Genomic DNA, 18,874 nt, shown 5'->3' on the forward strand with positions numbered 1-18,874 from the left:
TGAAAAAGGGGTCTTATCTAATTGATAGGATAACTGGAGTGGTACCGCGTAAGGTCATTGAAAACTAGCGTCTCTGGATTTAGTATCCAGAGGCGTTTTTGTATTTTACACTCATAAACCTGAAAGATGAAGACATGAAAAGAAAGAGGTAAGGGACATGAACAAAGAAAACATCAAAAAAGTAGTATTAGCGTATTCCGGGGGTTTGGATACTTCCATCATCATTCCTTGGTTAAAGGAAAATTACAACAATTGTGAGGTCGTCGCAGTATCCGCAGATGTTGGACAGGAATCTGAATTAGAAGGTTTAGAAGAAAAAGCTTTGGCAACAGGAGCCAGCAAACTCTATATATTAGATTTGAAGGATGCCTTTGTAGAAGATTATATTTATCCTTGCATGAAAGCGAATGCCGTTTATGAAGGTGTATATTTGTTAGGAACAGCATTTGCCAGACCATTGATCGGACAGAAATTGGTTGAGATTGCATTAAAAGAAGGCGCAGATGCAATCTGTCATGGATGTACCGGTAAAGGGAATGATCAGGTGCGTTTTGAACTAGCTATCAAGGCGTTTGCTCCGGATATGCCAATCATTGCGCCATGGCGTGAATGGGACATCAAATCAAGAGATGAGGAAATCGATTATGCACAAGCACATAACATTCCATTGAAAATCAAAAGAGAAACAAGTTATTCCAAAGATAAAAACTTATGGCATTTAAGTCATGAAGGATTGGATCTTGAAGATCCGATGAATGAGCCAATGTACGATGAGATTTTGGAAATGGGTGTTACTCCTGAAAAAGCACCTGATACACCTACCTATATCACTTTGAGCTTTGAAAAGGGAATCCCAGTTGCATTGAATGGAGAAAAACTAGGTGGTCAGGATATGATCAAAAAGCTAAATGAAATTGGTGGCGCAAATGGAATCGGTATCATTGATATGGTAGAAAATAGATTGGTTGGTATGAAATCTCGTGGTGTGTATGAAACACCAGGTGGAACCATTTTATATAAAGCTCATGATATGTTAGAAACCATTTGTTTGGATAAGCAGACTCAACACTATAAACAAGGTGTTGGACAGAAATTCGGTGAATTGTTATATGATGGACAATGGTTTACACCATTAAGAGAGGCATTAAGTGCTTTTGTAGATAAAGTAAGTGAAACGGTTACAGGTGAAGTGAAATTAAAACTATATAAAGGAAATATCATCCCAGCAGGAATGAATAGCCCTTATACTTTATATTCTGAACAAATCGCCAGCTTTGGAGAAGATGATTCTTATGATCAAAATGATTCTGCAGGTTTCATTAACTTATATGGTCTGCCTATTAAGGTAAAGGCTCAGATGGACGCCAAAAAGAAATAGGAGCATTTGTATGGAAATTACACAAATGCAAATGAACGATTATCAGGGTGTTTATGATCTATGGATATCGACACCTGGTATGGGATTGAATGATATCGATGATTCTTTTGAAGGCATACAAGCGTATTTAAAACGAAATCCTACCACATGCTTTGTAGCTAAAGAGAATGATTGCATTTATGGTGTGATTTTAAGTGGACATGATGGAAGGCGTGGTTATATCCATCATACTGCGGTTGCAATATCGAAACGTAAACAGGGCATTGGCAAGGCGTTGGTCGAACATGCCCTGTATGCTTTAAAAGAGGAAGGTATCAGTAAAGTAGCACTGGTAGCATTTAAAAGAAATGAGATAGGAAATGCGTTTTGGGAAAACTTGGGATTTAACGTGCGAGAAGATCTGAATTATCGTAATTTGGCACTGGTTTCTTTAAAACGAATAGATACTTAATAGGAGGAGAACTGGATGAGTTTATGGGACGCAAGATTTAAAAAGGCAGCAGATCAAAGGCTAAATGATTTTAATTCAAGTATTTCTGTGGATCATCGTATGTATGCACAGGATATCAAAGGTAGCATTGCACATGCGCATATGTTAGGAAAACAAGGTATTATCCCTATGGAAGACAGTGAAGCAATCGAGCAAGGTCTTTTATCTATCAAACAGGATATTGAACAGGGGCATTTAGAAATTGATCCAATGGCTGAAGATATCCATATGTTTATGGAAACAGAATTGACAAAACGAATCAATGATGCAGGGAAAAGACTTCATACAGCCCGTTCTCGTAATGATCAGGTAGCACTTGATACAAGAATGTATACCAATGATGCAGTATTGGAAGTAATGGAACATGTAAAAGCGTTGATTCATGTGATTTGTGATAAGGCTCAGGAACATACGGAGACCATAATGCCTGGGTATACGCATTTACAAAGAGCTCAACCGATTACCTTCGGACACCATTTGATGGCATATGCGGAAATGTTTCTTCGTGATTTACAACGTTTGAAGGAATCACAAAAGCGTACATTGGTATTACCGCTTGGCAGTGGTGCTTTGGCAACGACAACATATCCGATCGATCGAGAAATGGTTTGTGAGGAATTGGGCTTTGAGCGTGTTTCCATGAATTCTTTGGATGGTGTGAGCGATCGAGATTTCTGTATTGAAGTCGCAAGTGATTTGTCTATGGTCATGATGCATTTATCTAGATTCAGTGAAGAAATCATTCTATGGTGTTCTTGGGAATATAAATTCATGGAATTGGATGATGCTTTTGCGACCGGTAGTTCGATCATGCCTCAGAAAAAAAATCCTGATGTAGCGGAATTGATCAGAGGAAAGACAGGACGTGTCTATGGTGATCTGACTACATTATTGACGATGATGAAGGGTCTTCCTTTGGCTTATAATAAGGATATGCAAGAAGATAAAGAAGCCTTGTTTGATGCCATTGATACTGTAAATTTATGTCTTACGACCTTTACACCAATGCTACAAACTGCAAATGTCAATAAAGAACATATGCGAAATGCTGCCGGAAAAGGATTTATCAATGCAACAGATTGTGCCGATTATCTTACGAAAAAGGGAATGCCATTTCGTGATGCCTATCGCACCATCGGAGCCTTGGTCAGCTATTGCCAAGATCATGATAAAACCTTAGAAACTTTAAGTTTGGAAGAATATCAAGCGGTTGATTCATTATTTGAAGCCGATGTCTTTGATGCGATTCGTTTGGAAACTTGTGTGATGATGCGTAATGTGATCGGCGGGCCTGCACCTGAAAGTGTCAAAGCTCATATTCAGAAAGTAAAACAGCAGTTGGGAGAATGATATGATGAAGAAAATACAAGCAGGAATCATAGGGGCTAGTGGTTATGCGGGAGCAGAGCTTGTCCGTCTTCTTTTCAACCATCCAATGGTAGAAATTAGTGGCATAAGCTCAAAATCGTATACAGGAAAAAAAATCAGTGATTTATATCCGGGATTTTATCAAGTAATTGACATGGAATTTACAGATGAAGATTCTGTCATAGCAAAAAGTGATGTCGTCTTTGCTTCACTTCCACATGGATTAAGTGAACCATTAGCTAGAAAATGCTTTGATGCTAAAAAACGATTCATTGATTTAGGAGCTGATTTTCGCTTAAAACAAGAAGAAGATTATCAAACATGGTATCAATTATCTTATCAAGAGCCACAGCTTCATAAGGAAAGTGTATATGGTTTACCGGAGTTGTTTCGTAAGGAAATCAAAGGGAAGAAGATCATTGGAAATCCAGGTTGTTATCCAACAAGCATAGCGTTAGGATTGGCGCCTCTTATGAAAGCAAATTTGGCTGAGAATGAACCTATCATCATAGATTCGAAAAGCGGAACGACAGGAGCCGGGAAAAGTTTGAGTGAAAACACACATTTTCCTAGATGTAATGAATCCTTTGCTCCATATAAAATTGCAACACATCGTCATACACCGGAAATTGAGCAAACGTTATCGATTCTTTCTAATCAAGATACCAAAGTGAGCTTTACACCGCATTTATTGCCAATCAATCGTGGTATCATTTCAACAATGTATGTAAAGCTGAAAGAACAACAAACAGTGGAACAGCTTCATGCGCAATACGTAGCATTTTATCAAGCAGAGCCTTTCGTTCGTGTACTTCCGTTAGGAAAGACAGCCGATCTGAAATATGTAAAATATTCTAATTACTGTGATATTTCTGTACATTTTGATGAGCGATGTCAATGTGCGATCATTGTAAGTTGTATCGATAATATGGTAAAAGGTGCTGCCGGTCAAGCAATTCAAAATATGAATATTTTATTTGATTTAGAAGAAAGTATGGGATTGACCATGGTCGCACCATCGTTCTAGGAAGGAAAGCAGGATATGAGTCAATATATGAACAACGGAATTTGTTATCCAAAAGGCTTTGTGGCCAATGGAATTCATTGTGGAATCCGTAAAAATAAAACAAAAAAAGATTTAAGCGTGATTTATAGTGAAGTTGTTGCAACCGCAGCAGCAACCTATACACAAAACAAGGTGAAAGGTGCACCGATTTTTGTAACCAAGGAACATTTAAAAAATGGTTTGGCACAAGCGATGATTTGTAATAGTGGAAATGCCAATACATGCAATGCCAATGGAATTGAAATTGCTAATGGAATGAGTGCATTATGTGCAAAAGAACTTGGCATCAAGGAAGAAGATATCATTGTTGCAAGTACCGGAGTGATCGGTGAGCCAATGAGCATGGAACCTTTTGAAACACATATGAAAGAATTGTGTGAAGGAATCAGTGCACAAAAGGGAAGCGATGCTTGTGAAGGCATCATGACGACCGATACCTTTAAGAAGGAATTCTGTATTAGTTTTATGTTACAAGGAAAAGAATGTCGTATCGGAGGCATGGCAAAGGGTAGTGGTATGATTCATCCTAATATGGCTACCATGTTGGCTTTTCTTACCAGTGATGTTGCCATTGATAGTGAATTATTGAATGAGGCGGTTCATGAAGTGGTCAACGATACCTTTAATATGGTCAGCGTTGATGGAGATACCTCAACCAATGATATGCTATGTATGATGGCAAATGGTTTGGCAGGTAATCAGATCATTACAGAAAAAAATGAGGATTATGAAGTGTTTAAAGCGGCTTTGATGGATATTTGCGTGGATATCAGTAGACAGATCGCTAAAGATGGTGAAGGAGCTACCAAACTATTGACATGCATTGTCAGCTCAGCGCCGGATGAACAAACAGCAAAGGCAATCGCAAAAAGTGTCATAACCAGCTCATTGTTTAAGGCAGCGATGTTTGGCAAAGATGCCAATTGGGGTAGGATCTTATGTGCAATTGGATATACAGACGCCGACTTTGATGTAACCAAAATAGATGTAACATTAAAAAGCAATCAAGGAAGCCTTCCTGTATGTATGAACGGAAGTGGATGTGGCTTCGATGAGGAAAAAGCAGAAGTCATCTTAAGTGAGGATGAAATTGATATTTTGATCATGATGCATCAAGGTGAAGCAGAAGCAACTGCTTGGGGCTGTGACTTGACTTACGATTATGTAAAAATCAATGGGGATTATCGAACATAAACATGAAAGAGGGATTATATGATAACAGATGCAGTACAAAAAGCGGAAATTCTTAGTAAGGCACTTCCGTTCATCCAAAAATATAATGGTAAGATCGTTGTTGTGAAATATGGCGGGAATGCCATGAAAAATGAAGAATTAAAGCAAAATGTTATCACTGATATCGTCTTGCTTTCTGAAATCGGTATTCATGTAGTGCTTGTGCATGGTGGTGGTCCTGAAATCAATCGCATGTTACAAAAGGTTGGCAAAGAATCCAAATTTGTCAATGGACTTCGTTATACAGACGATGAAACAATGGATATCGTTCAAATGGTACTTGCAGGAAAAACCAATAAGGATCTTGTGTCTTTGATCAATCAAAAAGGAGCCAAAGCTGTAGGAATCTGCGGTATGGATGCAGGTGTCATCACAGCAAAAAAATTGCCTGGAGATGATTTAGGTTATGTGGGTGCTATTACAGGAGTAAATCCAACATTGATCTTGGATATGATAGAAAAAGGTTATATTCCGGTCGTCGCAAGCGTAGGCTGTGATAGCTTAGGACATGCCTATAATATCAATGCGGATACAGCAGCTGCTAGTGTTGCAGGATGTCTAAATGCAGAAAATATGATTTTGGTAAGCGATATTCCGGGGGTGTTACGTGATCCGAAAAACGAACATTCATTGATACCGAAAATATTTATTGAAGACATTCATTATTTAAAAGATGCTGGAATTATCAGTGGTGGTATGATTCCAAAGGTGGAATGTTGTGAAACAGCCATCAATCAATCAGTGAAAAAGGCGGTCATCATTGATGGTAGAGTGCCACATTCACTATTGATCGAAATTCTTTCAGAAGAGGGAATTGGTACTATGTTTGAAAAGAAAGAAGGCTAAGTAATGAGTCAGGTAAAAGAAAATGATTTAAAGTATATTGCGCCAACCTATGCACGATTTGATGTGGTATTATCTCATGGGTCCGGTGCTGTTGTATATGATGAAAACGAAAAAAGATATATTGATCTGACAGCAGGAATCGGAGTCAATTCTTTAGGATATGCCAATGAAGAATGGGCAGATGCTGTTTGTCATCAAGTGCAGACACTTCAACATGTTTCTAATCTGTACTACTCTAAACCTGATAGTGATGTTGCAAAATTTCTATGTGAAAAAACAGGATTTGCGAATATGATCTTTTCAAATAGCGGAGCTGAAGCTAATGAAGGAGCTATCAAGGTCGCAAGAAAATACGCAAGTGATAAGTATGATGCAAAGCGTCATGAAATCATCACCTTGGTCAATTCTTTTCATGGAAGAACGATCACAACTTTAGCCGCAACCGGACAAGATCATTTTCATCAGCATTTTGATCCGTTTACACCGGGTTTTGTTTATGCTATTGCCAATGACATTGAAGATATGAAGGTGAAAATGAACGATCAAACGTGTGCAGTCATGATGGAGCTGATCCAGGGAGAAGGTGGTGTGCTTCCACTAGAACAAGAATATGTAAAGAAAGTAGAAACACTGTGTAAAGAAAAGGATGTTCTTTTGATCATTGATGAAGTTCAAACAGGTGTGGGAAGAACTGGTTCATTGTATGCATACCAGCAATATGGAATCCAACCAGATATCATTACTACAGCCAAAGGGTTGGGGAATGGTCTTCCGATCGGAGGCGTTTTGTTAGGTGACAAAGTAAAGGATGTCTTTGGACCAGGAGATCATGGTACGACATTTGGCGGTAATCCTGTAGCATGTGCCGGAGCACAGGTGGTATTATCTCATATGAATGAAGCATTCTTTGAAGAAATTCAAGCAAAAGGCACCTATATCAAGCAACGGTTACAAGCGATGCCACATGTGGTTCAAATCAATGGGATGGGTTTGATGATCGGTGTAGCATTAGATGGTATTTCGGCAAAAGATGTTTTATTAAAATGTATGGATGAAGGATTGCTGTTACTAACTGCAAAGGATAAACTGAGAATGTTACCACCATTAATTATTGATATGGAACAATTGAAGGAAGCTATGGATATTCTTGAGGATGTTTTAACAAAATGGTGATGACATCAAGAAAATATGATATGATTGTGATAACAACAAAAGGAGGCAGACGATGAAACATTTATTAACGCTAGCAGATCTTACGAAGGAAGAATTATATGATTTGTTGGATCTAGCTGATAATTTGAAAAAAGAAGTAAAAAAAGGTATCTTTACACCATACTTAAGACATAAAACATTAGGTATGATCTTCACAAAATCCTCTACAAGAACTCGTGTTTCTTTTGAAGTCGGCATGAAACAATTAGGTGGTCAAGGTATTTATCTAAATGCTAATGATATGCAATTAGGTAGAGGAGAACCAATCAAAGATACTGCACGTGTTTTAAGCCGATATTTAGATGGTATCATGATTCGTACGTACAAACAAAGTGATTTGGAAGAACTTGCAGAATATGGAAGCATTCCGATCATCAATGGATTAACAGATTATGTTCATCCATGCCAAGTTTTAGCGGATTTAATGACGATTCGTGAACATAAAGGAACATTAGAAGGATTAAAGTTATGCTTCATTGGTGCCGGAAATAATATGGCCAATTCTTTGATCAATGGTGGTCTATTAGCAGGTATGGAAGTAGCTGCAGCATGTCCTTTAGAATATCTTCCAGATAGTGGTATCGTACATCGTGCAATGGAAACAGGAAGATTTACACTAACGCAAGATATTTTAGAAGCCGCAAAAGATGCGGATGTTCTTGTGACTGATGTATGGGCTAGTATGGGAGAAGAAGGAGAAGCTGATACAAGAAAACAGATCTTCGCAGGAAAATATCAGATCAATGATGCGCTCATGGCTGTCGCAAAGCCAGATGCAATGGTACAACATTGTTTACCGGCTCATCGTGAAGAAGAAATAACAGAAAAGGTATTTGAGGCACATGCAGACGAAATTTTTGATGAAGCAGAAAATCGTCTTCATGCTCAAAAAGCTGTGTTAGTACGTTTACTTGGTGAGTAAGTTTACTCACCTTTTTCCTGTTTCATCTGATAAAAAGAATCAACCAAGTTATTCCAGACATTTTTATATGGACAATATGATGGTAACCCTGTAAAATGAAAAAGAAAGCAGGTGGCGAAATGAAAAAAATATGGTTATGCATCCTTTTGATTGTATTATGTGGTTGCACTACAGCAAAAGATAATAAAAAAACAGAGTCAAATCAGACATCACAATCCTATTGTGATGACGATACCAGTACTTGCAGTTTTGGAAAAGAAGCTGATATGAGTGCATATGAAGGTTTTGATAGCAAAGACAGTAGGTTTGAAGAAAGCGATATGGAACATCTTTTGGCTACCTTTGATCAAAAGAAAAGTGGTATTTTTTACCTAGGCTATCCTTCTTGTCCATGGTGTATAGAGGCGCTTCCCGTATTGAATGAGGTTGCAAAAGAGAACGATGTTTATGTAGCTTATGTTAGAACCAGAGATGATCAAAAAGAATTGATCTATACAGAAGAACAAAAGCAAAAATTAATCTCTCTAACATCTGCGTATTTGGAAAAGAATGATGATGGAGAACCTCAGCTATTTGTTCCCTTTGTATTGGTCGTAAAAGATGGCAAAGCAATCAGCGGACATGTAGGAACAGTAGATGGACATGATGCGCATGAAAGAACGATGAAAGATGAAGAAAAAGAAGCGTTACATAAAATCTATATGGAAATGCTAAATGAAATGAAAAAACAAGGATGATTATGAACATCCTTGTTTTATTATGATTCAACAAATTCAATGATTCCATCATGTAGTGATTTGATTCTTGCTTGAGCATAGACCTCATATCCAAGCGCTTCCACTTTTGCTCTCCCATTTTGAAAAGCTTTCTCTATGACGATTCCGATCCCGGCAACTTGTGCTTGGGCCTGTTCGATCAGATTGATAGCACCAAGACAAGCTTCACCATTAGCCATGAAATCATCAATAAGCAGTACCTGATCTCCCTTGCATAAATATTTTTTCGCAACACTGATCTGATAATCGATATCCTTTGTGAAAGAATGGATCTTTGTCTGATATAACTCATCTTTTAAAATTTTGCTAGTACTTTTTTTGAAATAGACGACAGGAACCTGTAATAGATATCCTAGAAACACGGATGGTGCGATACCACTGGTTTCGATGGTCGCAATCTTATCAATCGAATGATTACTGAAATGATGCTTTAGATCTTGTGCCAGATCCATCATAAAGGCACAATCGATTTGATGATTTAAAAAAGAATCCACCTTTAAAATTTCAGTACCGATGGCTTCTCCATGCTCTTGTATGTAAAGCTCTAACTCTTTCATTTTGTTCACCTCATACTTCATATTTAACCCGTTTATTTTACCATACTTTTGAACAACGGCAAGTAGAAACTTAGCTGTAACCTAAAAAATAGGTAATATTTTACAATGATTGACATTGTTGTCTTGAAAAAAAACGAAAGATTCGGTATGATTAACACCATGCGAGGTGTTTTAAGGGATGAAAAAGATATATGCAAATCTCATGCTTGTATGCGTGACGGTAATATGGGGTGGCGGTTTTATAGCGACTTCCGGAGCTTTAGATAGTATGACGCCATTTTATGTGATGATGATTCGCTTTGTTGGTGCCAGTATATTGCCTTTGATCGTATGTTATCGAAAATTAAGAAAATTAGAAAGAGTTGATATCAAACATGGTATCATTGCCGGAGTGTTTTTGTTTTTGGCGTTTGCTTTTCAAACCTTTGGATTGCAATATTCTACACCAAGTAAGAATGCATTTCTAACTGCGACCAATGTTGTATTTGTGCCTTATTTACTTTGGATGCTTTTGAAACGAAGACCAAATCGAAAAGAAGTCATTGCTTCGCTGTTATGTATTATTGGAATTGCACTACTCACTTTGAAAAAAGATGCGTTTTATCTTACCGTAGGAGATGCGCTCTCAATCATTTGTGCCTTGTTTTTTGCGCTTCATATCATTGCATTAGAACGTTATAGTGCACATATGGATGCAATCTGCATGACAGCTTTGCAAATGGTGACAGCTGGTGTGTTATCAACAATATGCGCTTTACTTTTTGAAACACCACCAACACAATGGAATGCTAGTGCAATTGGAAATGTATCTTATCTGATTTTTGTGTCAACATTGCTTGCTTATCTGATTCAAACATATGCTCAAAAATTTACGAGTGCCAATACAGCAAGCTTGATTTTATCTATGGAAGCATTGTTTGCATCTGTTTTTTCCTTTTTGATATTCCATGAGGTTTTATCTATCCAAATGATATTTGGCGCAATCTTCATATTTGGTAGTGTCATTTATATCGAATATAAGCCAAAGAAAAAAGAAAACTATAAAAAAGCAACAAATTGATTGATGTTGCTTTTTTTGTAGAATTTTCTATGTTATAATCTACTTGTTAAAAAAAACACAAGTGGTTGTGTGTTAAGAGGAGGAACTTATGTCATTATTTGATCACGAAGCTAGACAATTTAAATTCGATGTTTTAAAAGAGGTCAGCAAACGTGCATTTGAAGGGAAATTAAATGAAGATGTATGCGATGAAGTTGCCAATCTTCTGATTCCAGGGAAGCGTGCAGATTTCCGTTGCTGTATTTATAAGGAAAAGGAAATTATTCGTGAACGTACTCGAATGGCAATGGGCAAGCCACCAGTACCTACGCAACACAATAACGAACGTCAAATCGTTCGTGTATTGGATGCGGCATGTGATGGATGTAGCATTCATAAGATTCAAGTAACGGATAACTGTCGTAAATGTATGGCAAAGGCGTGTTTATCAGCATGTAAATTTGATGCTATCAAGATGGGTAATGATCAGGCATTTATTGATTATGATAAATGTAAGGAATGTGGTGCATGTAAGAATGCATGTCCATTTAATGCTATCGTAGAAACACAGCGTCCATGTATGAAGAGCTGCCCGGTTGATGCAATCAGTATGGATGAAAATAACTATGCGTTGATTGATGAGGAAAAATGTATCAATTGTGGTGCGTGTCAAGCAAAATGTCCATTCGGAGCAATTGAAGACATTAGCTGGATGGTGCCGGTAATCGATGAATTAAATAAGGGAACAAAAATGTATGCAGTCTTTGCGCCAGCAATTCAAGGGCAATTCGATGAAGCAACGTTACCACAAATCATGGAAAGCATTCGTCAATTAGGATTTGAAGAAGTATATGAAGCTGCAATCGGGGCAGATGCAGTTGCATGGTATGAAAAACAAGATGCGATTGCACATAAAAAAGAAGGGAAAAAGATCACAACATCTTGTTGTCCTGCGTTTGTCAATATGGCAAAACAGCACTTCCCAACGGTATACGAAACCAATGTTTCACACATGGTAAGTCCTATGGTGGCGATTACTAGATATCTAAAACATCATCATCCTGATGCTAAAGTGGTATTTATTGGGCCATGTGTTGCTAAAAAGCAAGAAACCTTAGATTCAGAAGTGGATTATTGTTTGACATTTGAAGAATTGGGCGCAATGTTTGTATCTAAAAATATCTCTGTAGAAAATGTTACACCTAGAAGTGAAGATACCGCAAGCTGTTATGCTAGAAACTTTTCTATTGGAGGAGGCGTTAGTAAGGCGGTTGCTCAAGCTGCTGGAGAATGTGGTGATGAGGAAACTTTAGTGGCACAATATGCAGATGGTAGCCTTGAATGTAAAAAAGCATTATTAATGATGAAGGTAAATCGTTTTAATGCAGATATCTTAGAAGGTATGGCTTGTGCCGGAGGATGTATTTGTGGTCCTGCAACAATTGAAAGCGCACCAAAAGCAAAATCAAGAATGGCGAAAGAAAATGTGGTCTTAAAAGATAAGACAATTGCATCTACTTTAGAAACATTTGACTTTACAGATATTGATTTGCATAGATAACATAAGGGAAGGTAAAAATACCTTCCTTTTTCGACAGATTATGAATCCTTTATCACGTATGATAACCTCAGGTGATAACATGATGATATTTTATGCAATCCATCCCGGCTTTGCTCATACGATGCGTCAACATAGCGATGTATTAAGAGATGTCATGTTGATGCAAGATCAACAAAAAGACTATATTCTTCAAACAATAGAAATCAAAACGGTAAGAGAGAGTGCTTTGTCTTTTTTTGATGCTCCGATTTATGAAGAACAAGGAAAATTGATAATGGATGCAGAGGGTGTAGAAGCTTGTAGTATTGATATTCAAGATGGAATTGTACAAATGGACTGCCTAAAGAACCCTTTTTTGGAACTGTTAAAAAGGATATATCCTTGTTATATTATGGAAGTTGTCAAATAAATGAGCAAAAAGTATTGTAAATTAAGGATAAAAATAGTAAAATGGATACAGCGTTAGGAGGAGTCAGAAGATGAATTTTTTAACTTCCATTATGTATGTGGCATTAGGATTGGTTGTGGGTGGATTCCTTGGATTCTATTTCACTAGAAAGAAATTCGAAAAGGAACTAAAAGAGAACCCGCCAATCAACGAAAAGATGATTCGCGCGATGTTCTTGCAGATGGGTAGAAAACCAAGTGAGGCCCAGATTAAACAGATAATGAAATCTGTAAATTCAAACAGATAAAAAAGACACGAGAAACTTCGTGTTTTCTTTTTTTTCTTGCAATAATGTAAGAATACAAAAGAGAGGATAACAGTTGTGTAAGTTTACAGGGAATGAAAAAATATATGATATAATGGTTGCAAGGATTGGTGATAACATATGAAATTCATAAAAAGAATTTTAATTTTCTTTATCATTGCATTGATTAGTTTAAGTATTCTGTTTGTAGGCGTAGGCTATGTCAATTATCGAAAAGCAGTATCTGATGCTCCAATTGAAGAAAAAATAGCTGAAATCAGAGGACAGAAGCATTATGTAAAAATAGAGGATATTGCTCCCTCCTTACTTCAAGCAACGGTTTCCATAGAGGATCGACGTTTCTATGAACATAATGGTGTAGATTATCGTTCCTTAGGAAGAGCGTTGGTGGATAATCTCTTTGCCAAAGGTATTGTAGGAGGAGGTTCTACGATTACCCAACAATTGGGAAAAAATCTCTATTTTGATTATCAACCGTCTTATATTCGTAAAATGAGTGAAATCTTCCTTGCTTATGATTTAGAAAAGGAACTTTCCAAACAAGAAATTTTGGAACTATATGTAAATGTGATCAATTACGGGGATAATCATATGGGGATTTACGAAGCAAGCATGGGCTACTTTCACAAAGCACCAAAGGATCTTGATGTTGATGAAGCTACGTTGTTAGCGGGATTGCCACAATCACCAAGTAATTATCAGCTAAGTAATCATGAAGATGCTGCAAGGATCCGACAAAAGCAAGTGTTGCAGGCAATGGTTCGTGACCAACATATTTCAAATGATGAAATGTTGAAGATCATTCAAGAATAAGTTTTGTTTGACTTCCCATTCGGCTTCTTTTACAATAATAACTGCATGTTTGTAAAGGAGAAGTTATGGAACAAAAAAGAGAAAAACTATCATCACGCATTGGCTTTATCTTTTTATCGGCTGGATGCGCAATTGGATTAGGGAATATATGGCGCTTTCCTTATGTTGCAGGTAAATATGGAGGAGGCGCTTTTGTTCTAGTATATTTGTTTTTTCTGATTATCTTGGGTCTGCCGATTATGGTTATGGAGTTTTCGGTAGGTAGGGCTAGTAGACAAAGTATCGCAAAAAGCTTTCAAGTTCTAGAAAGAAAAGGTCAAAAATGGCATCTTTTCTCTTATGTTGCAATGCTTGGTAATTATCTTCTTGTTATGTTTTATACCACTATATCAGGCTGGATGCTTGCTTATTTTGTGAAAATGGCCAGTGGGGAATTTAATGGAATGAATGCACAGATGATCAATGAGACTTTCGTCAATCTACAAAAGGATCCGGTTGCATCCGTAGGTTGGATGATCGTAATCGTCTGTATCGGTTGTTTTATTTGCGTACTAGGGCTACAAAACGGTGTAGAAAAAATAACTAAAGTTATGATGGCAATCTTACTAGGCGTTATGATCATACTAGTGTTAAAGTCGCTTAGTCTTCCAAAAGCTATAGCAGGTGTTAAATTCTATTTGATTCCGGACTTTGATCAATTTATAAAAAATGGTGTTTTTAATGCTATTTATACTGCAATGGGACAAGCTTTTTTTACGCTCAGTATCGGCATGGGTGGAATGGCGATATTTGGAAGCTATATTGATAAGAAACGTTCTTTGAGCGGTGAATCCGTAAATATCATGGTATTAGATACCTTTGTTGCGATGATGGCAGGATTGATCATTTTTCCAGCATGTATGTCTTTTGGCGTGGATGCAGGAAGTGGACCTGGTTTGGTATTTGTGACTTTACCAAATATATTTAATGCTATGAGCAATGGACAGCTATGGGGTTCTTTGTTCTTTATCTTTATGAATTTTGCAGCTTTATCTACAATCATCGCTGTATTTGAAAATATCATTTCCTTTAGTATAGATATGTTTCAATGGAGTCGTAGAAAAAGTGTGGTCTTAAATCTTTTCATTATTATCATAGGATCTTTACCTTGTGCTTTGGGATTTAGTATCTTTGCTGGGTTCCAACCATTCAGTGAGGGAAGCGCAATGTTGGATTTGTTAGATTTTATGGTAAGTAATGTAATTATGCCTTTAGGATCTATCGTGTTCTTGTTGTTTTGTACTAGAACGTATGGATGGGGATGGAATAAGTTTGTGGCTGAAGCGAACGAAGGAACAGGGATTGGTTTTCCTAAGAAAGCAAGGGTATATGTTAGTTATATTTTACCCTTAATTGTTCTCTTTATTTTCCTGTTTGGGTTATGGGAAAAACTTTGTGCATAAATTTCTTGCAAAAAAATCAAAAAAATTTAAAAAAGGGATTGTATTTTTTGAAAAGATTGGTTATAATATCTAAGCACTTGCCCGAGTGGTGAAACTGGTAGACGCAACGGACTCAAAATCCGTCGGTAGTGATACTGTGCCGGTTCGAGTCCGGCCTCGGGCACCAAGTTGCTTAGAACATCGCATATTGCGATGTTTTTTTGTAAATGTGATTTGAAACTGGATAAATGATAAAGATATGACTATCATCAAAGGAGAAGAAGTTATATGAAAATTTTTGTTTATGGTTATCGTAATGAAGAAGCTTCTTATTTTCAACAATGTCAAAAGGACTTTGATTTGCAATTGGGTTATTGTTATGATAAAGCAACTTTAGAGAATGCTCACTTGGCACAAGGGTATTCATGTATTAGTATACTATCTACTCCTATGCCAAAGGAATTGATAGCACGATTTTATCAGTTAGGGGTGCGATACATATCGACTCGTACGGTTGGCTATGACCATATCGATATGGAGGCGTCGAAACAAATCGGTATGCATGTCGGTAATGCAACTTATGCTCCAGAGAGTGTTGCGGATTATACCATCATGCTTATATTAATGTCATTGAGAAAAATGAAATTGATCATGAAAAGTGCAGAAGTGCAAGATTATTCATTTGACGGTGTTCAAGGCCGAAATCTGAAAGGAAAAACACTTGGTGTTATCGGAACAGGGAATATTGGTCAAACCCTTATCCGACATATTGTAGGATTCGATTGTAAGATTCTAGCATATAATCGTCATATCAAAGAAGAAATTAGTGATTTGGTGACCTATGTCGATTTGGACACTTTATATAAAGAAAGTGATATCATAACCCTTCATCTCCCGCTGACAAAAGAAAATTGGCATATGATCGATCGTACTGCAATAAATAAAATGAAAGATGGTGTGTTGATCATCAATACCTCAAGAGGATCTTTGATAGATAATGAAGCTTTGATAGATGCAATTGAAACAGGTAAGGTAGCAGGTGCAGCACTCGATGTTGTAGAAGGAGAAACTGGAATATATTACAACGATAAAAAAGCGACAGTTTTACCACAAAGAAATATGGCGATTTTGAATGCATTTCCAAATGTTATCCTTTCTCCACATATGGCATTTTTAACAGATGATAGTAATAAAGATATGGTATATCACTCTATGGAAAGCTGTGTTGCTTTCATGAAGGGTGAAACTGACCCTTGGAGAATTATTTGATTATGTAAGAGATTGTGAAATATGCAATCTTTTTTTTAAGAAAATGAATATCACCAAACAATCCGATAGGTTAATTAAATTGATTTTTTATAACTACAAATAAAAGGTAAAAATCAAAGTCTCCTTTTTTTCTTGTTGATTTCATACAAACGCTATGTTACACTAAAAAAGGTTCACAAGTAAACTAATTGAAAGGGTGATGAAGATGATGAATGTGGAGGGGATGTTGAAGCAATATGCATCCATACGTAGAGCATATGCTAAATATTTGTGTCATTCATTTAAAAATGAGAATTTTTCGCCAAGTGAAATTGATATTTTGATTTTTTTATTCAACAATCCTTCTATCAATACAAGCAAAGATTTGAAGGTTTGTTTAGGTGTTTCTAAAAGTCTTGTGTGTCGAAGTGTAGAAACTCTGTTACAAAGGGGTTTACTTCATATGGAAGAAGATCAGAAAGATCGCCGTATGCAAAGATTGACCATTACTGAACAGGCGTATCCAATCATAATGGAAATCAAACAATGTCGTGATAGCTTTACAGAATATGTCATGAAAGATGTGAGTGATGATGAATTAGAGTTGATTGAAAAGATAATGAAAAAAATCAATCTAAATATTGATATGGTAGTGAGAGGAGAAATGAAAAATGAAAATGTCAAATGAGGTAGATTTAGGAAAGGAACCGATAGGAAAGCTTTTGTTTATGCTTGCAGTGCCAGCAATCGCTTCTCAAGTTGTCAATGCGCTATATAATATGGTTGATAGAATGTACATAGGACATATTGCAGATGTCGGTGCAACTGCACTTACCGGTGTAGGGGTTTGTTTTCCTATTATCATGATCGTATCAGCGTTTGCGGCATTGGTCAGTATGGGTGGTGCACCGAGAGCGAGTATTATGATGGGACAAAAAGATAATAAAGGTGCAGAAAAAATATTAGGGAACTGTTTTAGTGCCTTGGTCATTACCGCTATTGTATTGACTGTAGTAGTGCTTGTATTTCAACAACCATTGTTGATGATGTTTGGGGCAAGTGAAAATACATTGCCGTTTGCAGAACGCTATTTATTCATCTATGCAATCGGTACATTGTTTGTTCAGCTGACTTTGGGGATGAATGCGTTTGTATCAGCACAAGGGTTTTCTAAGATTAGTATGATGACGGTTGTTATAGGTGCCATTACAAATATTATTTTAGACCCTATTTTAATTTTTATGTTAGATATGGGGGTCCAAGGTGCGGCGCTTGCTACGGTGCTTTCACAAGCAGTTAGTGCTATTTGGGTGTTGAAGTTTTTAACTGGAAAGCAAACAATGATTCGATTGAAAAAAGAAAATTTCAAAATCGATACATCAATTTTATTACCGTCTATGGCGCTAGGCATAGCTCCCTTTATTATGCAGGCAACAGAAAGTTTACTCGTATTATGCTTCAATTCCTCTTTGTTGAATTATGGAGGCGATCTTGCTGTAGGAGCTATGACCATTTTATCAAGTGTAATGCAATTTGCGATGCTTCCATTACAAGGCTTTACACAAGGAGGGCAACCAATCATCAGTTATAACTATGGTGCCAATGATCCGCTACGTGTAAAAAAGGCATTTAAGTTATTATTGTGTTGTTGTTTAGCATATTCTGCTATTCTTTGGGCTTTGGCAGAATTTGTGCCACAAATGTTTATTGCAATTTTCACTAATGATCCGGCATTAGAAGAAATCACGATGTGGGCATTGAGAGTATATATGGGAGGCTGTTTGCTATTTGGGGCACAAATTGCATGTCAACAAACCTTTATTGCCTTAGGTAATGCAAAAACTTCAGCGTTTTTGGCGATGTTTCGTAAAATTATCGTTTTGATTCCTTTGATTTACATATTGCCTATGTTCATCGAAGATAAAGTGTTTGCAGTTTTTCTTGCAGAACCAATTGCCGATATTCTTGCGGTATGCACTACTGTGACACTGTTTATTCTTGAATTTAAAAAATTAATGAAGAAAATGTATCGTAAAAAAGATGTAATAGAACAAAGCAATTAGTAAACTATTAAGGTTGCGCAGAAAAAGCCGTTCCTAAGCTGTATTCTGCGCTTTTTTTGTATTTGTAAGAAACGTATGGTAAAAAAATAAAAAAAATTTAAAAAAGCGTTGACAGGAAGAAGTATGTTTGGTATTATATACGAGCGCTGAACGAGGCGCAAGAGAAAT

19 protein-coding genes, 1 tRNA gene and 1 other annotated feature (1 of these 21 cut by a window edge) are annotated in these 18,874 nt (G+C 36.9%); of the genes, 19 read left to right on the forward strand and 1 reads right to left on the reverse strand.

The window, feature by feature from the left end:
- Nucleotides 1–78, forward strand: a binding site (T-box leader) (it extends 145 nt beyond the left edge of the window).
- 79 nt (nt 79–157) lie between these two features.
- From UGRO018_RS11565 to UGRO018_RS11605, 9 genes are all read left to right on the forward strand, one after another.
- Nucleotides 158–1,378, forward strand: coding sequence for an argininosuccinate synthase (locus UGRO018_RS11565; RefSeq protein ID WP_416326644.1), 1,221 nt, complete (start codon nt 158–160; stop codon nt 1,376–1,378).
- 10 nt (nt 1,379–1,388) lie between these two features.
- Nucleotides 1,389–1,829 carry a GNAT family N-acetyltransferase gene (locus tag UGRO018_RS11570; protein ID WP_416326645.1) on the forward strand — a complete coding sequence of 147 codons (441 nt, stop codon included), beginning with the start codon at nt 1,389–1,391 and terminating at the stop codon, nt 1,827–1,829.
- 15 nt (nt 1,830–1,844) lie between these two features.
- Nucleotides 1,845–3,218, forward strand: a complete 1,374-nt coding sequence (gene argH, locus UGRO018_RS11575; RefSeq protein WP_416326646.1) for an argininosuccinate lyase — start codon at nt 1,845–1,847, stop codon at nt 3,216–3,218.
- Nucleotides 3,219–3,222: 4 nt separating this feature from the next.
- A complete protein-coding gene (gene argC, locus UGRO018_RS11580; protein WP_416326647.1) occupies nt 3,223–4,263 on the forward strand; it encodes an N-acetyl-gamma-glutamyl-phosphate reductase in 1,041 nt (346 codons plus the stop codon).
- 15 nt (nt 4,264–4,278) lie between these two features.
- Complete coding sequence (argJ, locus tag UGRO018_RS11585) at nt 4,279–5,496, forward strand: bifunctional ornithine acetyltransferase/N-acetylglutamate synthase (RefSeq protein WP_416326648.1); 1,218 nt, start codon at nt 4,279–4,281, stop codon at nt 5,494–5,496.
- Between the two features lie 18 nt (nt 5,497–5,514).
- Complete coding sequence (argB, locus tag UGRO018_RS11590; protein ID WP_416326649.1) at nt 5,515–6,381, forward strand: acetylglutamate kinase; 867 nt, start codon at nt 5,515–5,517, stop codon at nt 6,379–6,381.
- Nucleotides 6,382–6,384: 3 nt separating this feature from the next.
- Nucleotides 6,385–7,554, forward strand: coding sequence for an aspartate aminotransferase family protein (locus tag UGRO018_RS11595; protein WP_416326650.1), 1,170 nt, complete (start codon nt 6,385–6,387; stop codon nt 7,552–7,554).
- A 52-nt stretch (nt 7,555–7,606) separates the two neighbouring features.
- Nucleotides 7,607–8,515, forward strand: a complete 909-nt coding sequence (gene argF / locus UGRO018_RS11600) for an ornithine carbamoyltransferase (protein ID WP_416326651.1) — start codon at nt 7,607–7,609, stop codon at nt 8,513–8,515.
- A gap of 119 nt (nt 8,516–8,634) precedes the next feature.
- The gene (locus tag UGRO018_RS11605; protein ID WP_416326652.1) at nt 8,635–9,252 is read left to right on the forward strand and encodes a transporter accessory protein; all 618 of its coding nucleotides are present in this window, start codon (nt 8,635–8,637) and stop codon (nt 9,250–9,252) included.
- A gap of 20 nt (nt 9,253–9,272) precedes the next feature.
- Here the strand turns inward: UGRO018_RS11605 and UGRO018_RS11610 are convergent, their stop codons facing one another.
- A complete protein-coding gene (locus UGRO018_RS11610; RefSeq protein WP_416326653.1) occupies nt 9,273–9,848 on the reverse strand; it encodes a xanthine phosphoribosyltransferase in 576 nt (191 codons plus the stop codon).
- A gap of 178 nt (nt 9,849–10,026) precedes the next feature.
- Between UGRO018_RS11610 and UGRO018_RS11615 the strand changes: the two genes are divergently transcribed.
- From UGRO018_RS11615 to UGRO018_RS11660, 10 genes are all read left to right on the forward strand, one after another.
- Nucleotides 10,027–10,908, forward strand: coding sequence for a DMT family transporter (locus UGRO018_RS11615; RefSeq protein WP_416326654.1), 882 nt, complete (start codon nt 10,027–10,029; stop codon nt 10,906–10,908).
- Nucleotides 10,909–10,996: 88 nt separating this feature from the next.
- Entirely contained in the window at nt 10,997–12,448 is a 1,452-nt protein-coding gene (locus UGRO018_RS11620) for a 4Fe-4S dicluster domain-containing protein (RefSeq protein WP_416326655.1), read from the forward strand.
- Nucleotides 12,449–12,527: 79 nt separating this feature from the next.
- Nucleotides 12,528–12,857: a hypothetical protein gene (locus UGRO018_RS11625; protein WP_416326656.1), complete on the forward strand. Its 330-nt coding sequence runs from the start codon at nt 12,528–12,530 to the stop codon at nt 12,855–12,857.
- Nucleotides 12,858–12,948: 91 nt separating this feature from the next.
- Nucleotides 12,949–13,143 carry a YneF family protein gene (locus UGRO018_RS11630; RefSeq protein WP_416326663.1) on the forward strand — a complete coding sequence of 65 codons (195 nt, stop codon included), beginning with the start codon at nt 12,949–12,951 and terminating at the stop codon, nt 13,141–13,143.
- Nucleotides 13,144–13,281: 138 nt separating this feature from the next.
- Nucleotides 13,282–13,974, forward strand: a complete 693-nt coding sequence (locus tag UGRO018_RS11635) for a transglycosylase domain-containing protein (protein WP_416326657.1) — start codon at nt 13,282–13,284, stop codon at nt 13,972–13,974.
- Between the two features lie 65 nt (nt 13,975–14,039).
- The gene (locus tag UGRO018_RS11640) at nt 14,040–15,416 is read left to right on the forward strand and encodes a sodium-dependent transporter (RefSeq protein WP_416326658.1); all 1,377 of its coding nucleotides are present in this window, start codon (nt 14,040–14,042) and stop codon (nt 15,414–15,416) included.
- A gap of 79 nt (nt 15,417–15,495) precedes the next feature.
- Nucleotides 15,496–15,582, forward strand: a tRNA-Leu gene (locus UGRO018_RS11645).
- Between the two features lie 101 nt (nt 15,583–15,683).
- Complete coding sequence (locus UGRO018_RS11650; RefSeq protein WP_416326659.1) at nt 15,684–16,664, forward strand: D-isomer specific 2-hydroxyacid dehydrogenase family protein; 981 nt, start codon at nt 15,684–15,686, stop codon at nt 16,662–16,664.
- 205 nt (nt 16,665–16,869) lie between these two features.
- Nucleotides 16,870–17,331: a MarR family winged helix-turn-helix transcriptional regulator gene (locus UGRO018_RS11655; protein ID WP_416326660.1), complete on the forward strand. Its 462-nt coding sequence runs from the start codon at nt 16,870–16,872 to the stop codon at nt 17,329–17,331.
- Nucleotides 17,315–18,706 (forward strand): MATE family efflux transporter, encoded by a 1,392-nt coding sequence (locus UGRO018_RS11660; protein WP_416326661.1) that lies wholly within the window; start codon nt 17,315–17,317, stop codon nt 18,704–18,706. Before UGRO018_RS11655 ends, UGRO018_RS11660 begins: the two co-directional genes overlap by 17 nt.
- The last annotated feature ends 168 nt before the right edge of the window (nt 18,707–18,874 follow it).

Source organism: Hoskinsella mucinilytica (genome assembly GCF_045223415.1).
Lineage (GTDB): Bacteria > Bacillota_I > Bacilli_A > Erysipelotrichales > Erysipelotrichaceae > Hoskinsella > Hoskinsella mucinilytica.

Excerpts from the sequence above, each read along its gene's own strand:
- UGRO018_RS11565 (WP_416326644.1), top strand. The coding sequence starts at position 158 with ATGAACAAAGAAAACATCAAAAAAGTAGTATTAGCGTATTCCGGGGGT.
- UGRO018_RS11570 (WP_416326645.1), top strand. The coding sequence starts at position 1,389 with ATGGAAATTACACAAATGCAAATGAACGATTATCAGGGTGTTTATGAT.
- argH (WP_416326646.1), top strand. The coding sequence starts at position 1,845 with ATGAGTTTATGGGACGCAAGATTTAAAAAGGCAGCAGATCAAAGGCTA.
- argC (WP_416326647.1), top strand. The coding sequence starts at position 3,223 with ATGAAGAAAATACAAGCAGGAATCATAGGGGCTAGTGGTTATGCGGGA.
- argJ (WP_416326648.1), top strand. The coding sequence starts at position 4,279 with ATGAGTCAATATATGAACAACGGAATTTGTTATCCAAAAGGCTTTGTG.
- argB (WP_416326649.1), top strand. The coding sequence starts at position 5,515 with ATGATAACAGATGCAGTACAAAAAGCGGAAATTCTTAGTAAGGCACTT.
- UGRO018_RS11595 (WP_416326650.1), top strand. The coding sequence starts at position 6,385 with ATGAGTCAGGTAAAAGAAAATGATTTAAAGTATATTGCGCCAACCTAT.
- argF (WP_416326651.1), top strand. The coding sequence starts at position 7,607 with ATGAAACATTTATTAACGCTAGCAGATCTTACGAAGGAAGAATTATAT.
- UGRO018_RS11605 (WP_416326652.1), top strand. The coding sequence starts at position 8,635 with ATGAAAAAAATATGGTTATGCATCCTTTTGATTGTATTATGTGGTTGC.
- UGRO018_RS11610 (WP_416326653.1), bottom strand. The coding sequence starts at position 9,848 with ATGAAAGAGTTAGAGCTTTACATACAAGAGCATGGAGAAGCCATCGGT.
- UGRO018_RS11615 (WP_416326654.1), top strand. The coding sequence starts at position 10,027 with ATGAAAAAGATATATGCAAATCTCATGCTTGTATGCGTGACGGTAATA.
- UGRO018_RS11620 (WP_416326655.1), top strand. The coding sequence starts at position 10,997 with ATGTCATTATTTGATCACGAAGCTAGACAATTTAAATTCGATGTTTTA.
- UGRO018_RS11625 (WP_416326656.1), top strand. The coding sequence starts at position 12,528 with ATGATGATATTTTATGCAATCCATCCCGGCTTTGCTCATACGATGCGT.
- UGRO018_RS11630 (WP_416326663.1), top strand. The coding sequence starts at position 12,949 with ATGTATGTGGCATTAGGATTGGTTGTGGGTGGATTCCTTGGATTCTAT.
- UGRO018_RS11635 (WP_416326657.1), top strand. The coding sequence starts at position 13,282 with ATGAAATTCATAAAAAGAATTTTAATTTTCTTTATCATTGCATTGATT.
- UGRO018_RS11640 (WP_416326658.1), top strand. The coding sequence starts at position 14,040 with ATGGAACAAAAAAGAGAAAAACTATCATCACGCATTGGCTTTATCTTT.
- UGRO018_RS11650 (WP_416326659.1), top strand. The coding sequence starts at position 15,684 with ATGAAAATTTTTGTTTATGGTTATCGTAATGAAGAAGCTTCTTATTTT.
- UGRO018_RS11655 (WP_416326660.1), top strand. The coding sequence starts at position 16,870 with ATGATGAATGTGGAGGGGATGTTGAAGCAATATGCATCCATACGTAGA.
- UGRO018_RS11660 (WP_416326661.1), top strand. The coding sequence starts at position 17,315 with ATGAAAATGTCAAATGAGGTAGATTTAGGAAAGGAACCGATAGGAAAG.